The sequence below is a fragment of the Flavobacteriales bacterium genome (assembly GCA_030584065.1).
Classification (GTDB): Bacteria; Bacteroidota; Bacteroidia; order Flavobacteriales_F; family PHOS-HE28; genus PHOS-HE28.
The window spans coordinates 1981678-1995824 of sequence record CP129489.1; the positions used below are offsets into that span (position 1 = coordinate 1981678).

13 protein-coding genes are annotated in these 14147 nt (G+C 68.0%); 5 read left to right on the top strand and 8 right to left on the bottom strand.

Translation table 11 applies throughout. The features are described 5' to 3' along the window. Nucleotides 1-8: 8 nt before the first annotated feature. Nucleotides 9-611, top strand: a complete 603-nt coding sequence (locus QY325_08545; GenBank protein WKZ64817.1) for a hypothetical protein — start codon at nt 9-11, stop codon at nt 609-611. 63 nt (nt 612-674) lie between these two features. Here QY325_08545 and QY325_08550 read toward each other — a convergent pair whose 3' ends face one another. The 5 genes from QY325_08550 to QY325_08570 are packed head-to-tail and all read right to left on the bottom strand — an operon-like array spanning nt 675 to nt 6916. Then, on the bottom strand, nt 675-1214 hold the full coding sequence (locus QY325_08550; GenBank protein WKZ64818.1) for an inorganic diphosphatase: 540 nt from the start codon (nt 1212-1214) through the stop codon (nt 675-677). Nucleotides 1215-1255: 41 nt separating this feature from the next. Next, nucleotides 1256-1999: a sulfite exporter TauE/SafE family protein gene (locus QY325_08555; protein ID WKZ64819.1), complete on the bottom strand. Its 744-nt coding sequence runs from the start codon at nt 1997-1999 to the stop codon at nt 1256-1258. Next, on the bottom strand, nt 1999-2439 hold the full coding sequence (locus tag QY325_08560; protein ID WKZ64820.1) for a 6-carboxytetrahydropterin synthase: 441 nt from the start codon (nt 2437-2439) through the stop codon (nt 1999-2001). Before QY325_08560 ends, QY325_08555 begins: the two co-directional genes overlap by 1 nt. A 54-nt stretch (nt 2440-2493) precedes the next feature. Next, nucleotides 2494-4362 (bottom strand): proton-conducting transporter membrane subunit, encoded by a 1869-nt coding sequence (locus QY325_08565; protein WKZ64821.1) that lies wholly within the window; start codon nt 4360-4362, stop codon nt 2494-2496. A 49-nt stretch (nt 4363-4411) separates the two neighbouring features. After that, on the bottom strand, nt 4412-6916 hold the full coding sequence (locus tag QY325_08570) for a DUF2309 domain-containing protein (GenBank protein ID WKZ64822.1): 2505 nt from the start codon (nt 6914-6916) through the stop codon (nt 4412-4414). Nucleotides 6917-7052: 136 nt separating this feature from the next. Here QY325_08570 and QY325_08575 point away from each other — a divergent pair, with 136 nt between their 5' ends. Further along, complete coding sequence (locus QY325_08575) at nt 7053-7568, top strand: hypothetical protein (GenBank protein ID WKZ64823.1); 516 nt, start codon at nt 7053-7055, stop codon at nt 7566-7568. After that, a complete protein-coding gene (locus QY325_08580; protein WKZ64824.1) occupies nt 7565-7918 on the top strand; it encodes a nuclear transport factor 2 family protein in 354 nt (117 codons plus the stop codon). The genes QY325_08575 and QY325_08580 overlap by 4 nt, the downstream gene beginning before the upstream one ends. A 31-nt stretch (nt 7919-7949) precedes the next feature. Here QY325_08580 and QY325_08585 read toward each other — a convergent pair whose 3' ends face one another. Then, complete coding sequence (locus QY325_08585; GenBank protein ID WKZ64825.1) at nt 7950-9308, bottom strand: HAMP domain-containing sensor histidine kinase; 1359 nt, start codon at nt 9306-9308, stop codon at nt 7950-7952. Then, nucleotides 9305-9985, bottom strand: a complete 681-nt coding sequence (locus QY325_08590) for a response regulator transcription factor (GenBank protein ID WKZ64826.1) — start codon at nt 9983-9985, stop codon at nt 9305-9307. The genes QY325_08585 and QY325_08590 overlap by 4 nt, the downstream gene beginning before the upstream one ends. A gap of 165 nt (nt 9986-10150) precedes the next feature. Here QY325_08590 and QY325_08595 point away from each other — a divergent pair, with 165 nt between their 5' ends. Continuing rightward, nucleotides 10151-11788 (top strand): SulP family inorganic anion transporter, encoded by a 1638-nt coding sequence (locus tag QY325_08595; protein WKZ64827.1) that lies wholly within the window; start codon nt 10151-10153, stop codon nt 11786-11788. A gap of 4 nt (nt 11789-11792) precedes the next feature. After that, nucleotides 11793-12578: a DUF2490 domain-containing protein gene (locus QY325_08600; GenBank protein ID WKZ64828.1), complete on the top strand. Its 786-nt coding sequence runs from the start codon at nt 11793-11795 to the stop codon at nt 12576-12578. Between the two features lie 133 nt (nt 12579-12711). On the opposite strand, the gene QY325_08605 is transcribed toward QY325_08600, so the two are convergent. Continuing rightward, on the bottom strand, nt 12712-14124 hold the full coding sequence (locus QY325_08605) for an MBL fold metallo-hydrolase (protein ID WKZ64829.1): 1413 nt from the start codon (nt 14122-14124) through the stop codon (nt 12712-12714). Nucleotides 14125-14147 lie beyond the last annotated feature (23 nt).

Sequence of the window (14147 nt, forward strand, 5' to 3'; positions counted from 1 at the left end):
CTATGGCGATGGCCCGGTGGAGCCCACGGGGTGCACCGCCCGCCGAGGACCGCTCCGGCATGACGCCCATCAGCCCCAGCGGCATGTACCGTGCCGTGCTTTGCGGTGCGCAGCAGGCTTTCCGCAGCCATCGTGCGGGCGCTGCTGCGCCATCAACCATCCCCGCCATGCACCACCGCCCCCATCTGCTCCTGCCGGTCACGGCCGCGTTCCTGCTCAGCTGCGGCGGGCCGGGCCACGACCATGCCGATCACGCCCCGGCGGCGCAGGACAGCGCCACTACCGCCGACCAGGAGGCCCTGCCCGCCGTGACGCTGGACAACGGACAGCGCTGGAAGGCCAACCCGGAGACCACCGCCGGCATCGCCAGCATGCAGCGCATCCTGGGCGCCTACGACCCCGCCGGCGGCGACCCCAAGGCGCTGAAGGCCGCGCTGGAGGAGGAGTTCGGCCTCATCTTCGAGCGCTGCACCATGACGGGCGAGGCGCATGAGCAGCTGCACAACTACCTGCTGCCCATCCACCACCAGCTGCGCGACTTCGCGGGCACCGAGGCGCAGCGCGCGGACCTCCGCAGCCACCTGGCCGCCTACGCCACCTACTTCGAGTGAGGGCCAAGGCTCCGGCGGCGATGGCCGCGTGACCCCTGCGGGGAGCAACTCCGCCCGCGCCGCTCAGCCCTTGCCGCCGAAGGTGGACGCATAGAGCGCCATGCCCTCCTGCACGATCCGCAGCGCCTCCGCGCGCCCCTGGAATGCCTCCACCTTCACCTCCTTCCCCTCCAGCACGGTGTAGTCCATGAAGAAGCGCCGGATCTGCTTCTCGGTGTGCGGCGCCAGCTGCGCGATGTCGGTGATGTGGTTCACGCTCTCGTCCTTCGTCGCCACGGCGATGATCTTGTCGTCGGCCTCGCCGCGGTCCACCATGCGCATCACGCCGATCACCGTGGCATCCACCAGGCAGCGGTGCGGCAGGGCGAGGCTGCTGAGCACCAGAATGTCCAGCGGGTCCTTGTCGTCGCAATAGGTCTGCGGGATGAAGCCGTAGTTGGCCGGGTAGTGCACGGCGCTGAAGAGGGCGCGGTCGAGCATGAGGAGGCCGCTTTCCTTGTGCAGCTCGTACTTGCCGGAACTGCCCTTGGGGATCTCGATGATGGCGTTGACGCGCTGCGGGGCGTGCGCGCCGGGGGCGATGCCGTGCCAGGGGTGGGTCATGCCGGTGAAGATCGGCGCTTGGGGCGATCCGGCGTGCGGGCTCATCCGGCCGCCAGCATCTTCACCCCGGCGGTCAGCAGCACCAGGAAGAGGGCGGCGAGGATGGCCCGTGCACCGAAGCGCGTGGCGCCCAGCTGGGAACCGACGAGGCCGCCGGCCACCACCGCAAGCAGCCACCACGGCAGGAAGGGCTCCAGCACCAGCTCCGTGCTGCACTGGCCGATGAGCCCCGCGACGGAGTTGACGAGAATGAACATCGCCGCGATGCCGGAGACGTGCCGCACCTGTGCCCAGCGACCCGCGATGAGGATCGGCGAGAGGAAGATGCCCCCGCCCACCCCGATGATGCCCGAGACCAGGCCGGTGGGCAGGCCGATGAGCGCTGCGGTCCAGCGGGGCATGGGCCGCGCTTCCACCTCCCGCGGAGGGGACAGCGCACGCCAGGCCATCAATACCGCCGAAGCCAGGAGGAACACGCCGGCCACCAACTTGAACGCCTGTGCCGGCAAGCGCAACGCGCCGCCCAGGTAGGCCATGGGCAGGGCGATCAGCGCAAGGGGCCAGAACACCTTGGCATCGAAAAGGCCCGCTCGCACATAGCGCCAGCTGGCGATGCCCGCCACGGCGATGTTGAGCACCAGCACGGTGGGCCGGATGGTCTCGGGCGCGAAGGAGAGCAGGGCCATCACCGCCAGGTAGCCGCTGGCGCCCGCATGGCCCACGCTGCTGTAGAGGGTGGCGATGAGGAGGAAGAGGACGAGGGCGATGAGGTGGGGGTCCATCATCAGGCTTCCCACTCCGCCCAGCTGGTGGCCGTCTCCTGCAGGCGCGCCGCCACCAGCTTCGCATCGCCCGGCAGCTGCGGCGCCAGCTCCTCCACGATCGCCAGCAGGATGTTCTCGCAGGTGGGCTGCCAGGGCGTGAGGATCACGCGGCCGAAGAGGGGCTCATCGGGCTTCACCGCCCCCTTGTCGCGCTCGTGCAGGAAGAGGGCGTGATCGAAGCGGTCCACGATGGGCCTCACCATGCGCTTCAGGTCGGCGAAGTCGATCACCATGCCGTCCTTGGGATGGCCCGGCGCCTCGGCGGGCGTGCCGGCGATGGTGACATCGAGCACGTAGCTGTGCCCGTGGATATTGGCGCACAGGCCATCGTGGCAGCGCAGGGCGTGGGCCATCTCGAAGGTGAAGCGCTTGGTTACGCGGACGGTGCGGTGCATGCTCATGGGGCCCGAAGATCGGGGTGGCGCCGCCAATCGCCCCCAGGGCCCGGCCGCCGGCTAGGCGGAGCGATAGGCCACCTCGTGGTAGGTCTTCACGTGCGGGCCCAGGAAGATGCGCGCGTAGAGGCGGATGAGCGCCAGCCCGTTGAGCACGAAGCTGAGCGCCACCAGCGCCGCCAGCAGCAGCTGGTCGGCATGGATGTGCGAGAAGATGAGGTCCTCGCCGAGGAAGGTGGGCGTGATGGGGAAGCCGGCCAGGCCCAGGCAGGCCAGCAGGAAGAGGAGCGCCAGCCGGGGATGCTCGAAGGCGTGCCCGTGGAAGCGGCCGAGGTCCACGTTGCGCTCGGTGCGGCGCAGCCGGTTCACGGCGAGGATCGACAGCGTGCCGCAGACCACCACGCCGCTCAGGTAGATGGCGATGTGGCTGCCGTCGAAATGCGCGTTGAAGGAGATGGCCAGCGCCACCCAGAAGTGGCCCATGATGACCATGGAGAGCGCCCGGCGCACGTGCTTGCGCTCGGTGAAGGCGCGCAGCACCAGCACCAGCCCGATGAGGGCCATGGCCACGGGCAGGGCGTGCCGGAGCCCCGCGGGCATGCGCTCCGCCTGCCAGAGCGCCACCAGCCCGGCGATGTAGAGGGGCAGCAGGATGGAGAGCATGCGGTTGATGTTGAGCGCATCGAGGCTGCGGCCCATGCGCTTCAGCGGGTTCCACAGGCGGCGGTACATGAACGACTCCAGGTCCCACTCCCGCAGGCAGAGCAGGTACAGGGTGTACTCCAGCCGCTTGGGCAGGGTGTCCTCGAAGGTGTGCTCGCGCGGGGTGAAGTGGTAGAACTGCTCGCGGATGAGGTAGGTGACCACCGAGGGCGATACCAGCAGCTGGTAGGTGCGCAGGAAGGCATTGCCCATGAAGTGGATGAGCGCGAGCAGCTCCAGCCCCAGGGCCACCTCGATGAAGATGAGCCCGATCTGGGCGATGGAGCTGTAGGCGATCTGGGCCTTCACGCTGCTCTGCACGCGCGCGGTGCCGGCGGCCATCAGGCTCGTGGCCAGGCCCAGCAGGCCGATGAGCACGCGCACGCTGGGCTGGTGCTCCCAGAAGGGGAAGGTGCGCAGCAGCAGGAACACGCCGATGTGCACCGAGAGCGAGCCGTAGAAGATGGCGCTGCTCGGCGTGGGGCCCTCCATGGCGCGCGGCAGCCACGAGCTGAAGGGCAGCTGCGCGCTCTTGGCCGCGGCCGCCAGCAGCACGGCCAGCGAGATGAAGATGCCCACCAGCGAATGCGCCGCCAGCTGGTCGTGCACCAGCACGTAGTCGTTGAGCTTGTGGAAGGTGATGTTCTCGTGCCACAGGTGGTGGCTCATCCACATGGCCAGCAGCAGCCCCACGTCGCCCACGCGGTAGATGGAGAACACCTTCACGCTGTTGCGCACCGGCAGGTAGCGGTCGCGGTAGAAGCCGATCAGCAGGAAGGACGAGAGGCCCAGCACCTCCCAGCCCAGGAAGAGCGTCTCGAAGTTGCCCGCGAGCACGGTGAGCGAATAGCCCGTGAAGAAGAAGAGGATGGTGTTGAAGAAGCGCTTGTAGCCCTCCTCGCGGTGCAGGTAGTAGCGGCTGTAAACCGTGATCAGGAAGGTGAGGATGGCGCCCATGAAGAGGTACACGGCCGTCACCCGGTCGAAGTAGAGATCGATGAAGAACTCGTAGCCCTCGGAGCGGAACACCGACACCTCCTTCACGTTGATGGCGTCGAAGCCGCCCAGCGCCCAGGCGATGATGTAGCCGGTGATCAACGCGGCCTGCACCGCGGCGGTGAGGTAGGCCGTGCGCGAGAGGGCCATCTCGGCGCGCCGGTGCACCAGCAGGCTGATGAGGAAGCCCGCGAGCGGAACCAGTACGAAGAGGGGGAGCAGCAGCTGCATGGGGCTCTGGGTTATCGGATGCCTTGCCTCAGGGTCCTTTGGCCGGGGCTCAATCCATCAGCAGCATCACCTCGGCGTTGTCCTCCTGCCGGGCGATCACGGAGAGCTCATCGGCGGCCACCGGCAGCTGGGTGCGCAGCGGGGTGAAGTCCTCGAAGGCGCCGCCGCGGAAGCGGTGCATGGTGCGGCGCTCGGGATGCACCGCCACCAGATGCACCCAGTCGTTGGCGAACCACCCGTAGGTGGCCGGCACCTTCTGGATCGTGCGCAGCACCACTTCGGGCACCTGCTCCACCACCACCAGCAGCCGCAGGGGGTCGTGCACCTCGATCATCTGGCTGGGCAGGCCGGGGCGCAGGTCGCCCTCGATGCCGTTGGCCACGCCGATGAGGCCCATCACGTTGTGCGGCAGCTTGGTGCCCGCGCCGAGCTTCTGGTTGTCCATGCGCGAGAAGTAGTACTCCAGGTTGATGCCGCCGCACACGGGCGCCACGGCGTTGAGGATGCCCAGCAGGTGCTGCCCCTCGGGGTCGAGCAGCGGGTCGTAGGAGTTGAGGAAGGCGCGGCGGTCGAGGAAGATGCCGCGCGTCATGGCCCTGCGGCCCACGATGGCGAGGGCGTTGGTGGCATGGTTCAGCTCCGGGCGCGGCTCGAAGAGCGAGACGCTGCGCCGCTTCACGCGCTCGTGCACCGTTTCGCCGGGCAGCGCGCTGTCGATGCTGAGGAAGCGGCGCGAGCGCTCGCGGGCGTTGCGCTCCAGTGCCTCGGCGATGATGCGCTTGTTGCGCTCGTGGGCATGCACCTGCGCGCCGGCCAGCAGCTCCTCGTCGTAGTAGGCGATCTCGTCGCGCGTGGTGTCGTGCAGCGCGCCCAGGAAGCGCGTGGTGTACGGGATGTCGATGCCGCGCTCCCGGAGCAGGGCCCGCACCTGCGGATGGTTCGCCATCTGGCAGAACACGCGGGCGTTCACCGAGCCGGGCCGGCCGCTGCACGCGCCGCAATCGTAGGCCGCGTAGTGCGGGTTGTTCACGCTGCTGGCGCCATGGCCCACCACGTACACCACCGGCGCGAAGCCCTTCACCAGCCCGATGCTGCGCAGCGTGCCCTCCACGCGCTGCGCCATCTCGGGCACCGTGAAGCCCACCTGCAGGCCATCCTCGTGCACCCCGCAGTGCTCCACGGTGAGCGATGCCTGCGCATCCATGTGCTGGAAGGAATCGCTGGTGCCCGGCGTGCTGCTGGGCCTGAAGATGCTCACGAAGAGCTTGAGCGCCGACCAGAAGCCGAGGGTCTGCGAGATGAGCCAGCCGGCCACCAGGCCGTGCGTGTGGCGGGTGAAGTGCGGATCGCGCCCCAGCTTGTGGCGCTTGTCCACCTCCTTGATCAGGTAGCGGGGCTGCACGGGGGCGGGCGCCACCTTGGTGTGGAACTTCCCGTGCTCGGGCTTGTAGTGGAACTCCACGCCGAAGAAGCCCGCGGTGCCATAGGTGTCGAAGCCGTGGTCCAGGTGCTCCAGGTGGCGCCGCAGGCTGCACTCGCGGTCGTCGATGCAGAAGAGGCCCTGGGCGGTGGGGCCGTCGGTGAGGGGGCGCGGGGCGGCCATGTCGATGCCGGCCAGCGCGTCGTCGTACAAGGTCCACTCGAAGGCCTCCTGCCACAGCGCCCGCACCGCATCCACCTCGGCCCTGGGCACGGGGTCGAAGAGCGGGCGCGGCCGGTGCTTCATGCCCTCGGCGAGCGGGCGCCAGCCCTTGGGGTACTGGCGGTCCAGGGCATCGATCTCCAGCAGCAGCTCGAAGAGGATCACCTCCTTCAGGCTGATGCGCCGGCGGTCGAGCAGCGTGCCGGGCTGGTCCTCGATCACGCTCACCAGGCCGCTCCAGCCGCTGTGCGCGAACTGCTGGTCGAAGAGGTAATCGGCATAGAGCGACTCATCGCCCACCAGGATGCCGAGGAGCTGGGCGATGGTGGTGCCCTCCTCCAGGAGCAGGCCGATGGCGCGCCGGCCGCGCAGCAGCCCGCTCCACGCATGCCGCTGCAGCTCGCGCACACTGGCCAGGAAGCCCTTGTCCCAAACGGGGAACCGCCAGATGGCGATGCCCTGGTCCAGGTAGCTGTTCAGCACCCGGAAGAGGAGCGTGTGGGTGAGCGCGTCGAGGTCGATGCGGCGGTCGCGCTTCCAATGGGCCCGCAGCGAGCCGATGCGCGGCACGATGGCGTTGTCGTAGGGCTTCTCCAGCAGCCTGTGCCGCCATGCCGCGAGGCCGTCGATGCCGTGGTGGTCGGCGATGACGCGGTCCATCACGGCGGCATTGATGCGCCCCTCGTGGAAGAGCCGGCGGTACTCGTTCACCGAGAGGTACACCTTGTACCCGAAGATCCGCGAGGCCCGGGCCAGCGCCTCGTGGAAACGCTCCTGCTGGAAGGCATGCAGCGTGTTGTGGTGGATGAAGTCCTTGAGCGGGGCCTGCGCCGGCAGGTAGTGCTTCAGGTCGTGCAGCACCGCATGCTCATCGAATCCAGCGGTCATCTGGCGTCGCTCGAGGATCTCCATGCGGATGCGGTTCTTGGACGGCACAAAGATGCCCGGGAATGCGGCGGGCGTTATGAGAGGCGGATTAAAGCACCGGTCGCGGCCGTGAACGGGAGGTAACGAAGCCGTTGAGGCCAACGCTCGCCAACTTGCGGCCATGCCCGACAACTACGCGCGATTGCTGCGCCTGGCCGACGAGGTCTTCGCCGTGCGCACCGACCCCGAGCAGCTCAACGTGGACGAGGCCGTGCTGCAGCGCCTGCGCCGCATGCACCCGGCCAGTGTGCAGGAGGAGGCCACCACCGATGGACCTGTGGCGTGGGTGCTGCTCATCCCCACCACCGCCGACCTCATGCAGCGGTTCGTGGCGGAGCGCATCACCGAGCGCGAGCTCTACGAGCGCACGCCGGAGCACGGGCCCTACGAGGCCGTGTACCTGTGCAGCGGGCTGGTGCTGCCTGAATGGCGGCGCAGGGGCATCGCCGGCCGACTCGCCGTGCGGGCCATCGGAGCCATGCAGCGCGACCATCCCATCCGAGCCCTGTGCTCCTGGGCCTTCACGCCCGAGGGGCTCGCCGCCGCGCGCGCGCTGGCCCGCCATTGCGGCCTTCCGCTGCACGAGCGCCCGCCGCACGGCACCCGGCACGATGCGCCGCCCACCTTTGCCCCATGACCCCGCCCGAGATCGCCGACCGCTGGTTCGCCGCCTTCAACGCGCACGACCTGCCTGCCCTGCTGGCCCTCTACCACGACGATGCGGAGCACTTCAGCCCCAAGCTGAAGCAGCGCCGGCCCGAGACCGAAGGCCGGGTGCGCGGCAAACCCGCGCTGCACGCCTGGTGGGCCGATGCCTTCGAGCGCCTGCCCAGCCTGCGCTACACCGCTTGGAACCTGATCACCGATGGCACCGCGGTCTTCATGGAATACATCCGCCAGGTCGACGGCGAGGAAGACCTCCGCGTGGGCGAGGTGCTGGTGATCCGCGATGGCCGCATCGCCGCCAGCCGGGTGTACCACGGATGAGCGCTTCTCCGGCCCGCGCACGCCGGAGACCCTAGCCCACCAGCGCCATGCGCACCGCCGCCACGGTGCCCTTGCCCTCCACGGCGCTCAGCTCCAGCCGGCCGCCATGCACCTGCATGATGCGGTCCACGAGGGCGAGGCCGATGCCATGGCCATCGAGGGGTGCGGCGTCCGCGGTTCGGTAGAACAGCTCGCGCACGCGGGCCAGCGCGTCGGGCGCCATGCCCTTGCCGTGATCGGTGACGGTGGCCACCGCATCGCGGCCCTGCACGGCCACGCGCAGCTCGATGCGCTCGCCGCCGTACTTCACGGCATTGGTGAGCAGGTTGTAGAGCGCTGCGGTGAGCAGCACCGCATTGCCCTGCACCAGCGGCTCGCGCCCCTCCGGGTCCTCATCCATGCCGAAGCGCACGGGGCGCTCGGGGTAGCGCGCGCGGCAACGCTCCAGGGCGCGCTCGGCCACCTCATCGAGGCGCACCTCGGCGAAGGGGATGCGCTCGGCGGCGCCGCGCGTCTGGGCCAGCCAGAGCAGCTGCTCCAGCAGGTCCTGCATCACCATGGCCTGCTCCTCGATGGCGCGCAGGCGTTGGGCGGTCTGCGCGCTGATGTCCGACTGCCGGGCCTGGTGCGCCTCGCCGCGCAGGATGGTGAGCGGCGTGCGCAGCTCGTGCGAGGCGTTGGCGATGAAGGAGCGCTGCACGCTGAAGGCGCTGTCGATGCGCGAGAGCAGCTCGTTGAAGGTGGTGGCGATGGCGGCCAGCTCATCGCCGCTGCGGCCGGGGGGCACGGGGATGCGCTCCGATGGCTCGTGGATCTCCGCAGCCTTGCGCACCAGCAGGCGCACGGGCACCAGCGCCCAGGTGGCATAGAGCCAGGCGATGCCCGCCGTGAGCAGCAGCGCCACCAGGCCGGTGAGCCACATGGAGCGGCGCAGCTCGCGCAGCGATTCATGCCCCGCGGCGTCGATGGCCGAGGCCATGGTGTAGAGGATGCCCAGCGGGCGCGTCTCGGGACGGTCCACCACCACGAACTGACGGTCGCCCTGCGTGATGCGGGCCCTGCCCTTGCGCGTGGCGGTCTCGCGCCAGCTGGTGGGCAGGTCGATGGGCTCGCGCTCGAAGAGCACCTGCCCGTCTATGCCGATCACCACGATGCTCTCCTCGGGCAGCGCGTCGCGCAGGGCCTTCGCCAGGTGGCCCGCCTCGCTCTTCGTCATGCCCCGCGATTCCTCGATGAGCCGCTCCACCAGCACGGCGCGGTCCTCGAGCCGGTCGAAGAACTCCTCCTCGCGCAGGTGCTCGGCGTGGGCATGCACCAGCACGCCGAACAGGGCCAGCAGCGCGCCCACCAGCAGGGTGAACACCACGGCCATGCGCGATCGGAAGCTCATGGCCGATCGTTGCGCAGCACATAGCCCATGCCCGTCACCGTGTGGATGAGCGGACGGCCGAAGGGCTTGTCCACCTTGCGGCGGAGCATGTTGATGTACACGTCCACCACGTTCGATTCGGTCTCGAAGCTGGTGTCCCAGACCTGATCCAGGATGGTGGCGCGGTCCAGCACCCTGCCCTGATGCGTGAGGAGGTGGTGCAGGAGGGCATACTCGCGGGCGGTGAGCCGGATCTCCTGGTCGGCGCGGGTCACCCGCTTGGCCTCATGGTCCATCACCAGGTCGCCGCACACCAGCAGCTTGTCGGTGCCGCGCCCCTGCGTCCGGCGGATGAGCGCATTGACCCGCGCGAGCAGCACGGCGATGTCGAAGGGCTTGGCCAGGTAGTCGTCCGCGCCGGCGCCCAGGCCCTTCACCTGCTCCTCCACGCCGTCCAGCGCGGTGAGCATGAGGATGGGGACATGGGGGTCGGAGGTGCGGATGGCCTTGCACACCTCGATGCCGTTGCGCTTGGGCAGCATCCAGTCGAGCAGGATGATGGCATAGCGGTGCTCCTGCGCCTGCCGGATGCCCTCCAGGCCATCGGCCGCTTGATCCACGGTGAAGCCCATCCGGCCGAGCTCCGCGGCGATGAAGGCGGCCACCTGGGGTTCGTCCTCGACGATGAGCGCACGCATGGCTTGAACGGCTGAAAGGTAGTGGCCCCGCGCGCGGTCGCTATGCGGATGCAGCTCAGCCCCCCGCCTTCACACCTGTTGGCACCGCTTTAATCCCACTCTCATAACGCCCCCTCCGTCCCGCGGGAATTTTGGCACCGCGCAGAACCCGTAGTGCGCATCCGCATGAGCAACACGAAGCTTCCCCTCACCGGGCTCGCCGGCCTCAAGGAGAACTGGCGCAGCGACCTCCTCTCCGGTTTCATCGTCTTCCTCATCGCCCTGCCGCTCTGCCTGGGCATCTCGCTCGCCTCCGGCGTGCCGCCCATGGCGGGCCTCATCACCGCGATCATCGGCGGCCTGCTCGTCTCCCGCATCAACGGCAGCCACGTCACCATCAACGGCCCAGCCGCAGGCCTCATCGTGGTGATCCTGGGCGCCGTGGAGAGCCTCGGCGGCGGTGATTCCATGGCGGGCTACCGCAGCATGCTGGCCGCCGTGGTGGTGAGCGGCGCGCTGCTCTTCCTGCTGGGGCGCATGAAGGCCGGCCGCTTGGGCGACTTCTTCCCCAGCAGCGCGGTGCACGGCATGCTTGCGGCCATCGGCGTCATCATCCTCAGCAAGCAGGCGCACGTGGCCCTGGGCGTGAAGCCGGAGGGCAAGGAGCCGCTGGAGCTGCTGGCCGAGATCCCGAACAGCCTCCTGCACATGAATCCCGAGGTGGCCATCATCGGCGGGGTGAGCCTGCTGATCATGTTCCTGCTGCCGGTGATCAGGAACAGGTGGGTGAAGATGATACCCGCGCCCATGGTGGTGGTGCTCGTGGGCATCGCGCTCGGGCACTGGTTCGATCTGGAGCACGAGCACAAGTACCTCTTCCTCGACGGCCACGAGTACAGCATCGGCCCGAAGTTCCTGGTGACGCTTCCGGAGAGCCTCGCCGATGGATTCGTGTTCCCCGACTGGTCCAAGGCCTTCACGCTGCCCTTCCTCATCGCGGTGGTGAGCATCACCCTGGTGCAGGGCATCGAATCGCTGCTGAGCGCCAAGGCGGTGGACAAGCTGGACCCCTGGAAGCGCGAGAGCGACCTGAACAAGGACCTGAGCGCGGTGGGCGCCGGCAGCGCGCTGGCGGGCCTCGTCGGCGGGCTGCCCATGATCGCGGAGATCGTGCGCAGCAGCGCCAACGTGAACAACGGCGGGCGCACCGGCTGGGCCAACTTCTTCCACGGCGCCTTCCTGCTGGTGTTCATCGCCGCCTTCCCCACCCTCATCCACAGCATCCCGCTGGCCGCATTGGGCGCCATCCTCATGTACACCGGCTACCGCCTCGCCGCCCCGCAGCACTTCAGGCACACCCTGCAGATCGGGCGCGAGCAACTCAGCATCTTCGTCACCACGCTGATCGTCACCCTCGCCACCGACCTCATCATCGGCGTGTTCAGCGGCATCGCGCTCAAGATCATCATCCACCTTTCGCGCGGCGCCAGCCTCCGCTCGCTCTTCAAGCCCAACCTGCACCTGCGCTACGACAGCCTCGCCGACCGCTTCGTGCTGGAGGTGCACGATGCGGCCATCTTCAGCAACTACCTCGGGCTGAAGAAGCGGCTCGACTCGATACCGCCGAAGAACCACGTGCGCGTGGATTTCGACCGGGCCACCCTGGTCGACCACACCGTGATGGAGCACGTATTCGCCTACAAGGAGAAATACGAGCGTGACGGCGGCACCTTCGAAGTGACCGAGATGGGCCATCTTGTGCCCCGCTCGCAGCACCCTCATGCCGCGCGCCGGAAATCGCGGAAAGCCGTCATGCACGCCTGAGCGGATGAGCGTCCGAATCCTCCTGCCCCTCCTCCTGGCCGCCGCGCTGCCGGCCGCGGCGCAGCGCGTCAGCGAGCCGCAGCAGCACCTGTGGGTGTCCCATTGGGGCGATCAGCGCATCAGCGACCGCTGGAGCTTCCACACCGAAGGGCATTGGCGACGCGACAACCTGGGCAAGGATTGGCAGCAGCTGCTCCTGCGCCCCGCCATCAACTTCCATTTGAACGACCAGGTGCTGCTCACGCAGGGCTACAGCTATTACTTCAACTACGCGTACGGCGATCACCCCATCCGGTACCAGAACTGGGAGCATCACCTCTTCCAGCAAGTGCAGCTCAGCGGGCAGGCCATCGGGCGCGCGCGGCTGCAGCACCGCTTCCGCATGGAGGAGCGCTTCATCGCCAGGCTGAAGCCCTCGGCCGATGACCCATCGCAGGGTGAATTCGACGGCTTCGCGTACCAGAGCCGCTTCCGCTACCGCGTGTGGCTGACGGTGCCCCTCGGCCATGACCAGGTGGAGCCCGGCGTGTTCAGCGCCAACCTCTACGATGAGGTCTTCCTCAGCTTCGGCGACAGCCAGCGCTTGGATTACATCAACCAGAACCGCATCTCAGCGCTCGTAGGCTACCAAGTGAGCAAGCCCGTAAGCCTCCTGGCCGGCTATCTCTACCAGACCATCCAGCGCCCCGGCGCGGCCAGCGGCGCTGACCTCATCGAGCTGAACAGCACCCTGCACCTCGCGCTGGTGTGCAACCTGGACGTGCGGAAGCCGAAGGTGCCGGCGCAATAGCTGACGCCATTACCCCACCGGCCACAGCTTCCTCACCGCGTGTCCCGACGCCGGGTCAAGCCCGGCATGGCAATCCTGAAATGCGGGGGCGCCCCTCCTTCCGGAAGGGCGCCCTCTCTTCGACCTTGCAGGTTCAGAGCAAGGTGGTCGGGCACACGTACTCCGTGCGCTTCACATCGGTCTCCTTGATGGCGCTGAAGCCGCCCTCCACATCCACGAAGTTGTCCCAGCCGCGCGACTTGAGGATGCTGGCCGCGATCATGCTGCGGTAGCCGCCTGCGCAGTGCAGGATGAAGGGGGTCTCCTTGGGGAATTGCGCCAGGTGCCTGTTGATCTGATTCAGCGGCACATTGATGGCGTCCACCACGTGCTCGCTGTCGAACTCGCTCTGCTTGCGCACATCGATGATGACGGGCTTGGCGGCATAGCGCTTGGCGAACTCCTGCGCGCTGATGCGCGCCACCGTGTCGACCTCCTTGCCGGCCGCCTTCCACGCCGGGAAGCCGCCCTTCAGGTAGCCGATGGTGTTATCGTAGCCCACGCGGCTCAAGCGGATGATGCTCTCCTCCTCCTTGCCCGGCTCGGTCACCAGCAGGATGGCCTGCTTGATGTCGGGGATCATCTCGCCCACCCACATGGCGAAGTTGCTGTCGAGGCCGATGTTGATGCTGTTGGGGATGAAGCCCTTGGCGAAGTCGGCCGCGCTGCGCGTATCAAGCACCAGCGGCCGCTCCTCGTTGGCCACCACCTCGAAGGCCGAAGGGTCGTAGCCGGTCTTGGCGCGCTCCATGATGGTGTCCAGGCTCTCGTAGCCCTGGATGTTCATGAGCACATTCTTGGGGAAGTAGCCCGGTGGCGTGGTGAGGCCGGTGAGCAGCTCCTTGATGAACTCCTCCTTGGTCATGTCCGGACGCAGCGCGTAGTTGGTGCGCTTCTGGTTGCCCAGGGTATCCGTGGTCTCCTTGCTCATGTTCTTGCCGCACGCGCTGCCTGCGCCGTGGTTCGGGTACACGATCAGCTCATCGCTCAGCGGCATGATCTTGTTGCGCAGCGAATCGTACAGGTGCCCGGCCAGCTTCTCCTCGGTCAGGTCCGCGATCACGTGCTGCGCCAGGTCGGGGCGGCCCACATCGCCGATGAAGAGCGTATCGCCGGTGATGATGCCGTGCTCCTTGCCGTTCTCGTCGATCACGAGGTAGGTGGTGCTCTCCATGGTGTGGCCCGGGGTGTGGATGGCCTTCACCTTGGCTTTGCCCACGTGGAACACCTCGCCATCGGTGGCCACATGCGCCGTGAAGCCGGGCTTCGCGGTGGGGCCGTAAACGATGGTGGCACCGGTCTTCTTCGCCAGGTCCAGGTGGCCGCTCACGAAATCGGCATGGAAGTGCGTCTCGAAGACGTACTTCACCTTCGCGCCATCGGCCTTGGCCTGGTCGATGTAGGGCTGCACCTCGCGGAGCGGGTCGAAGATGGCCACCTCCCCCTCGCTCTCGAGGTAGTAGGCGGCGTGGGCGATGCACCCGGTGTAGATCTGCTTCAGTTTCATGGGGTGATGGTTTTTCCGGTTGA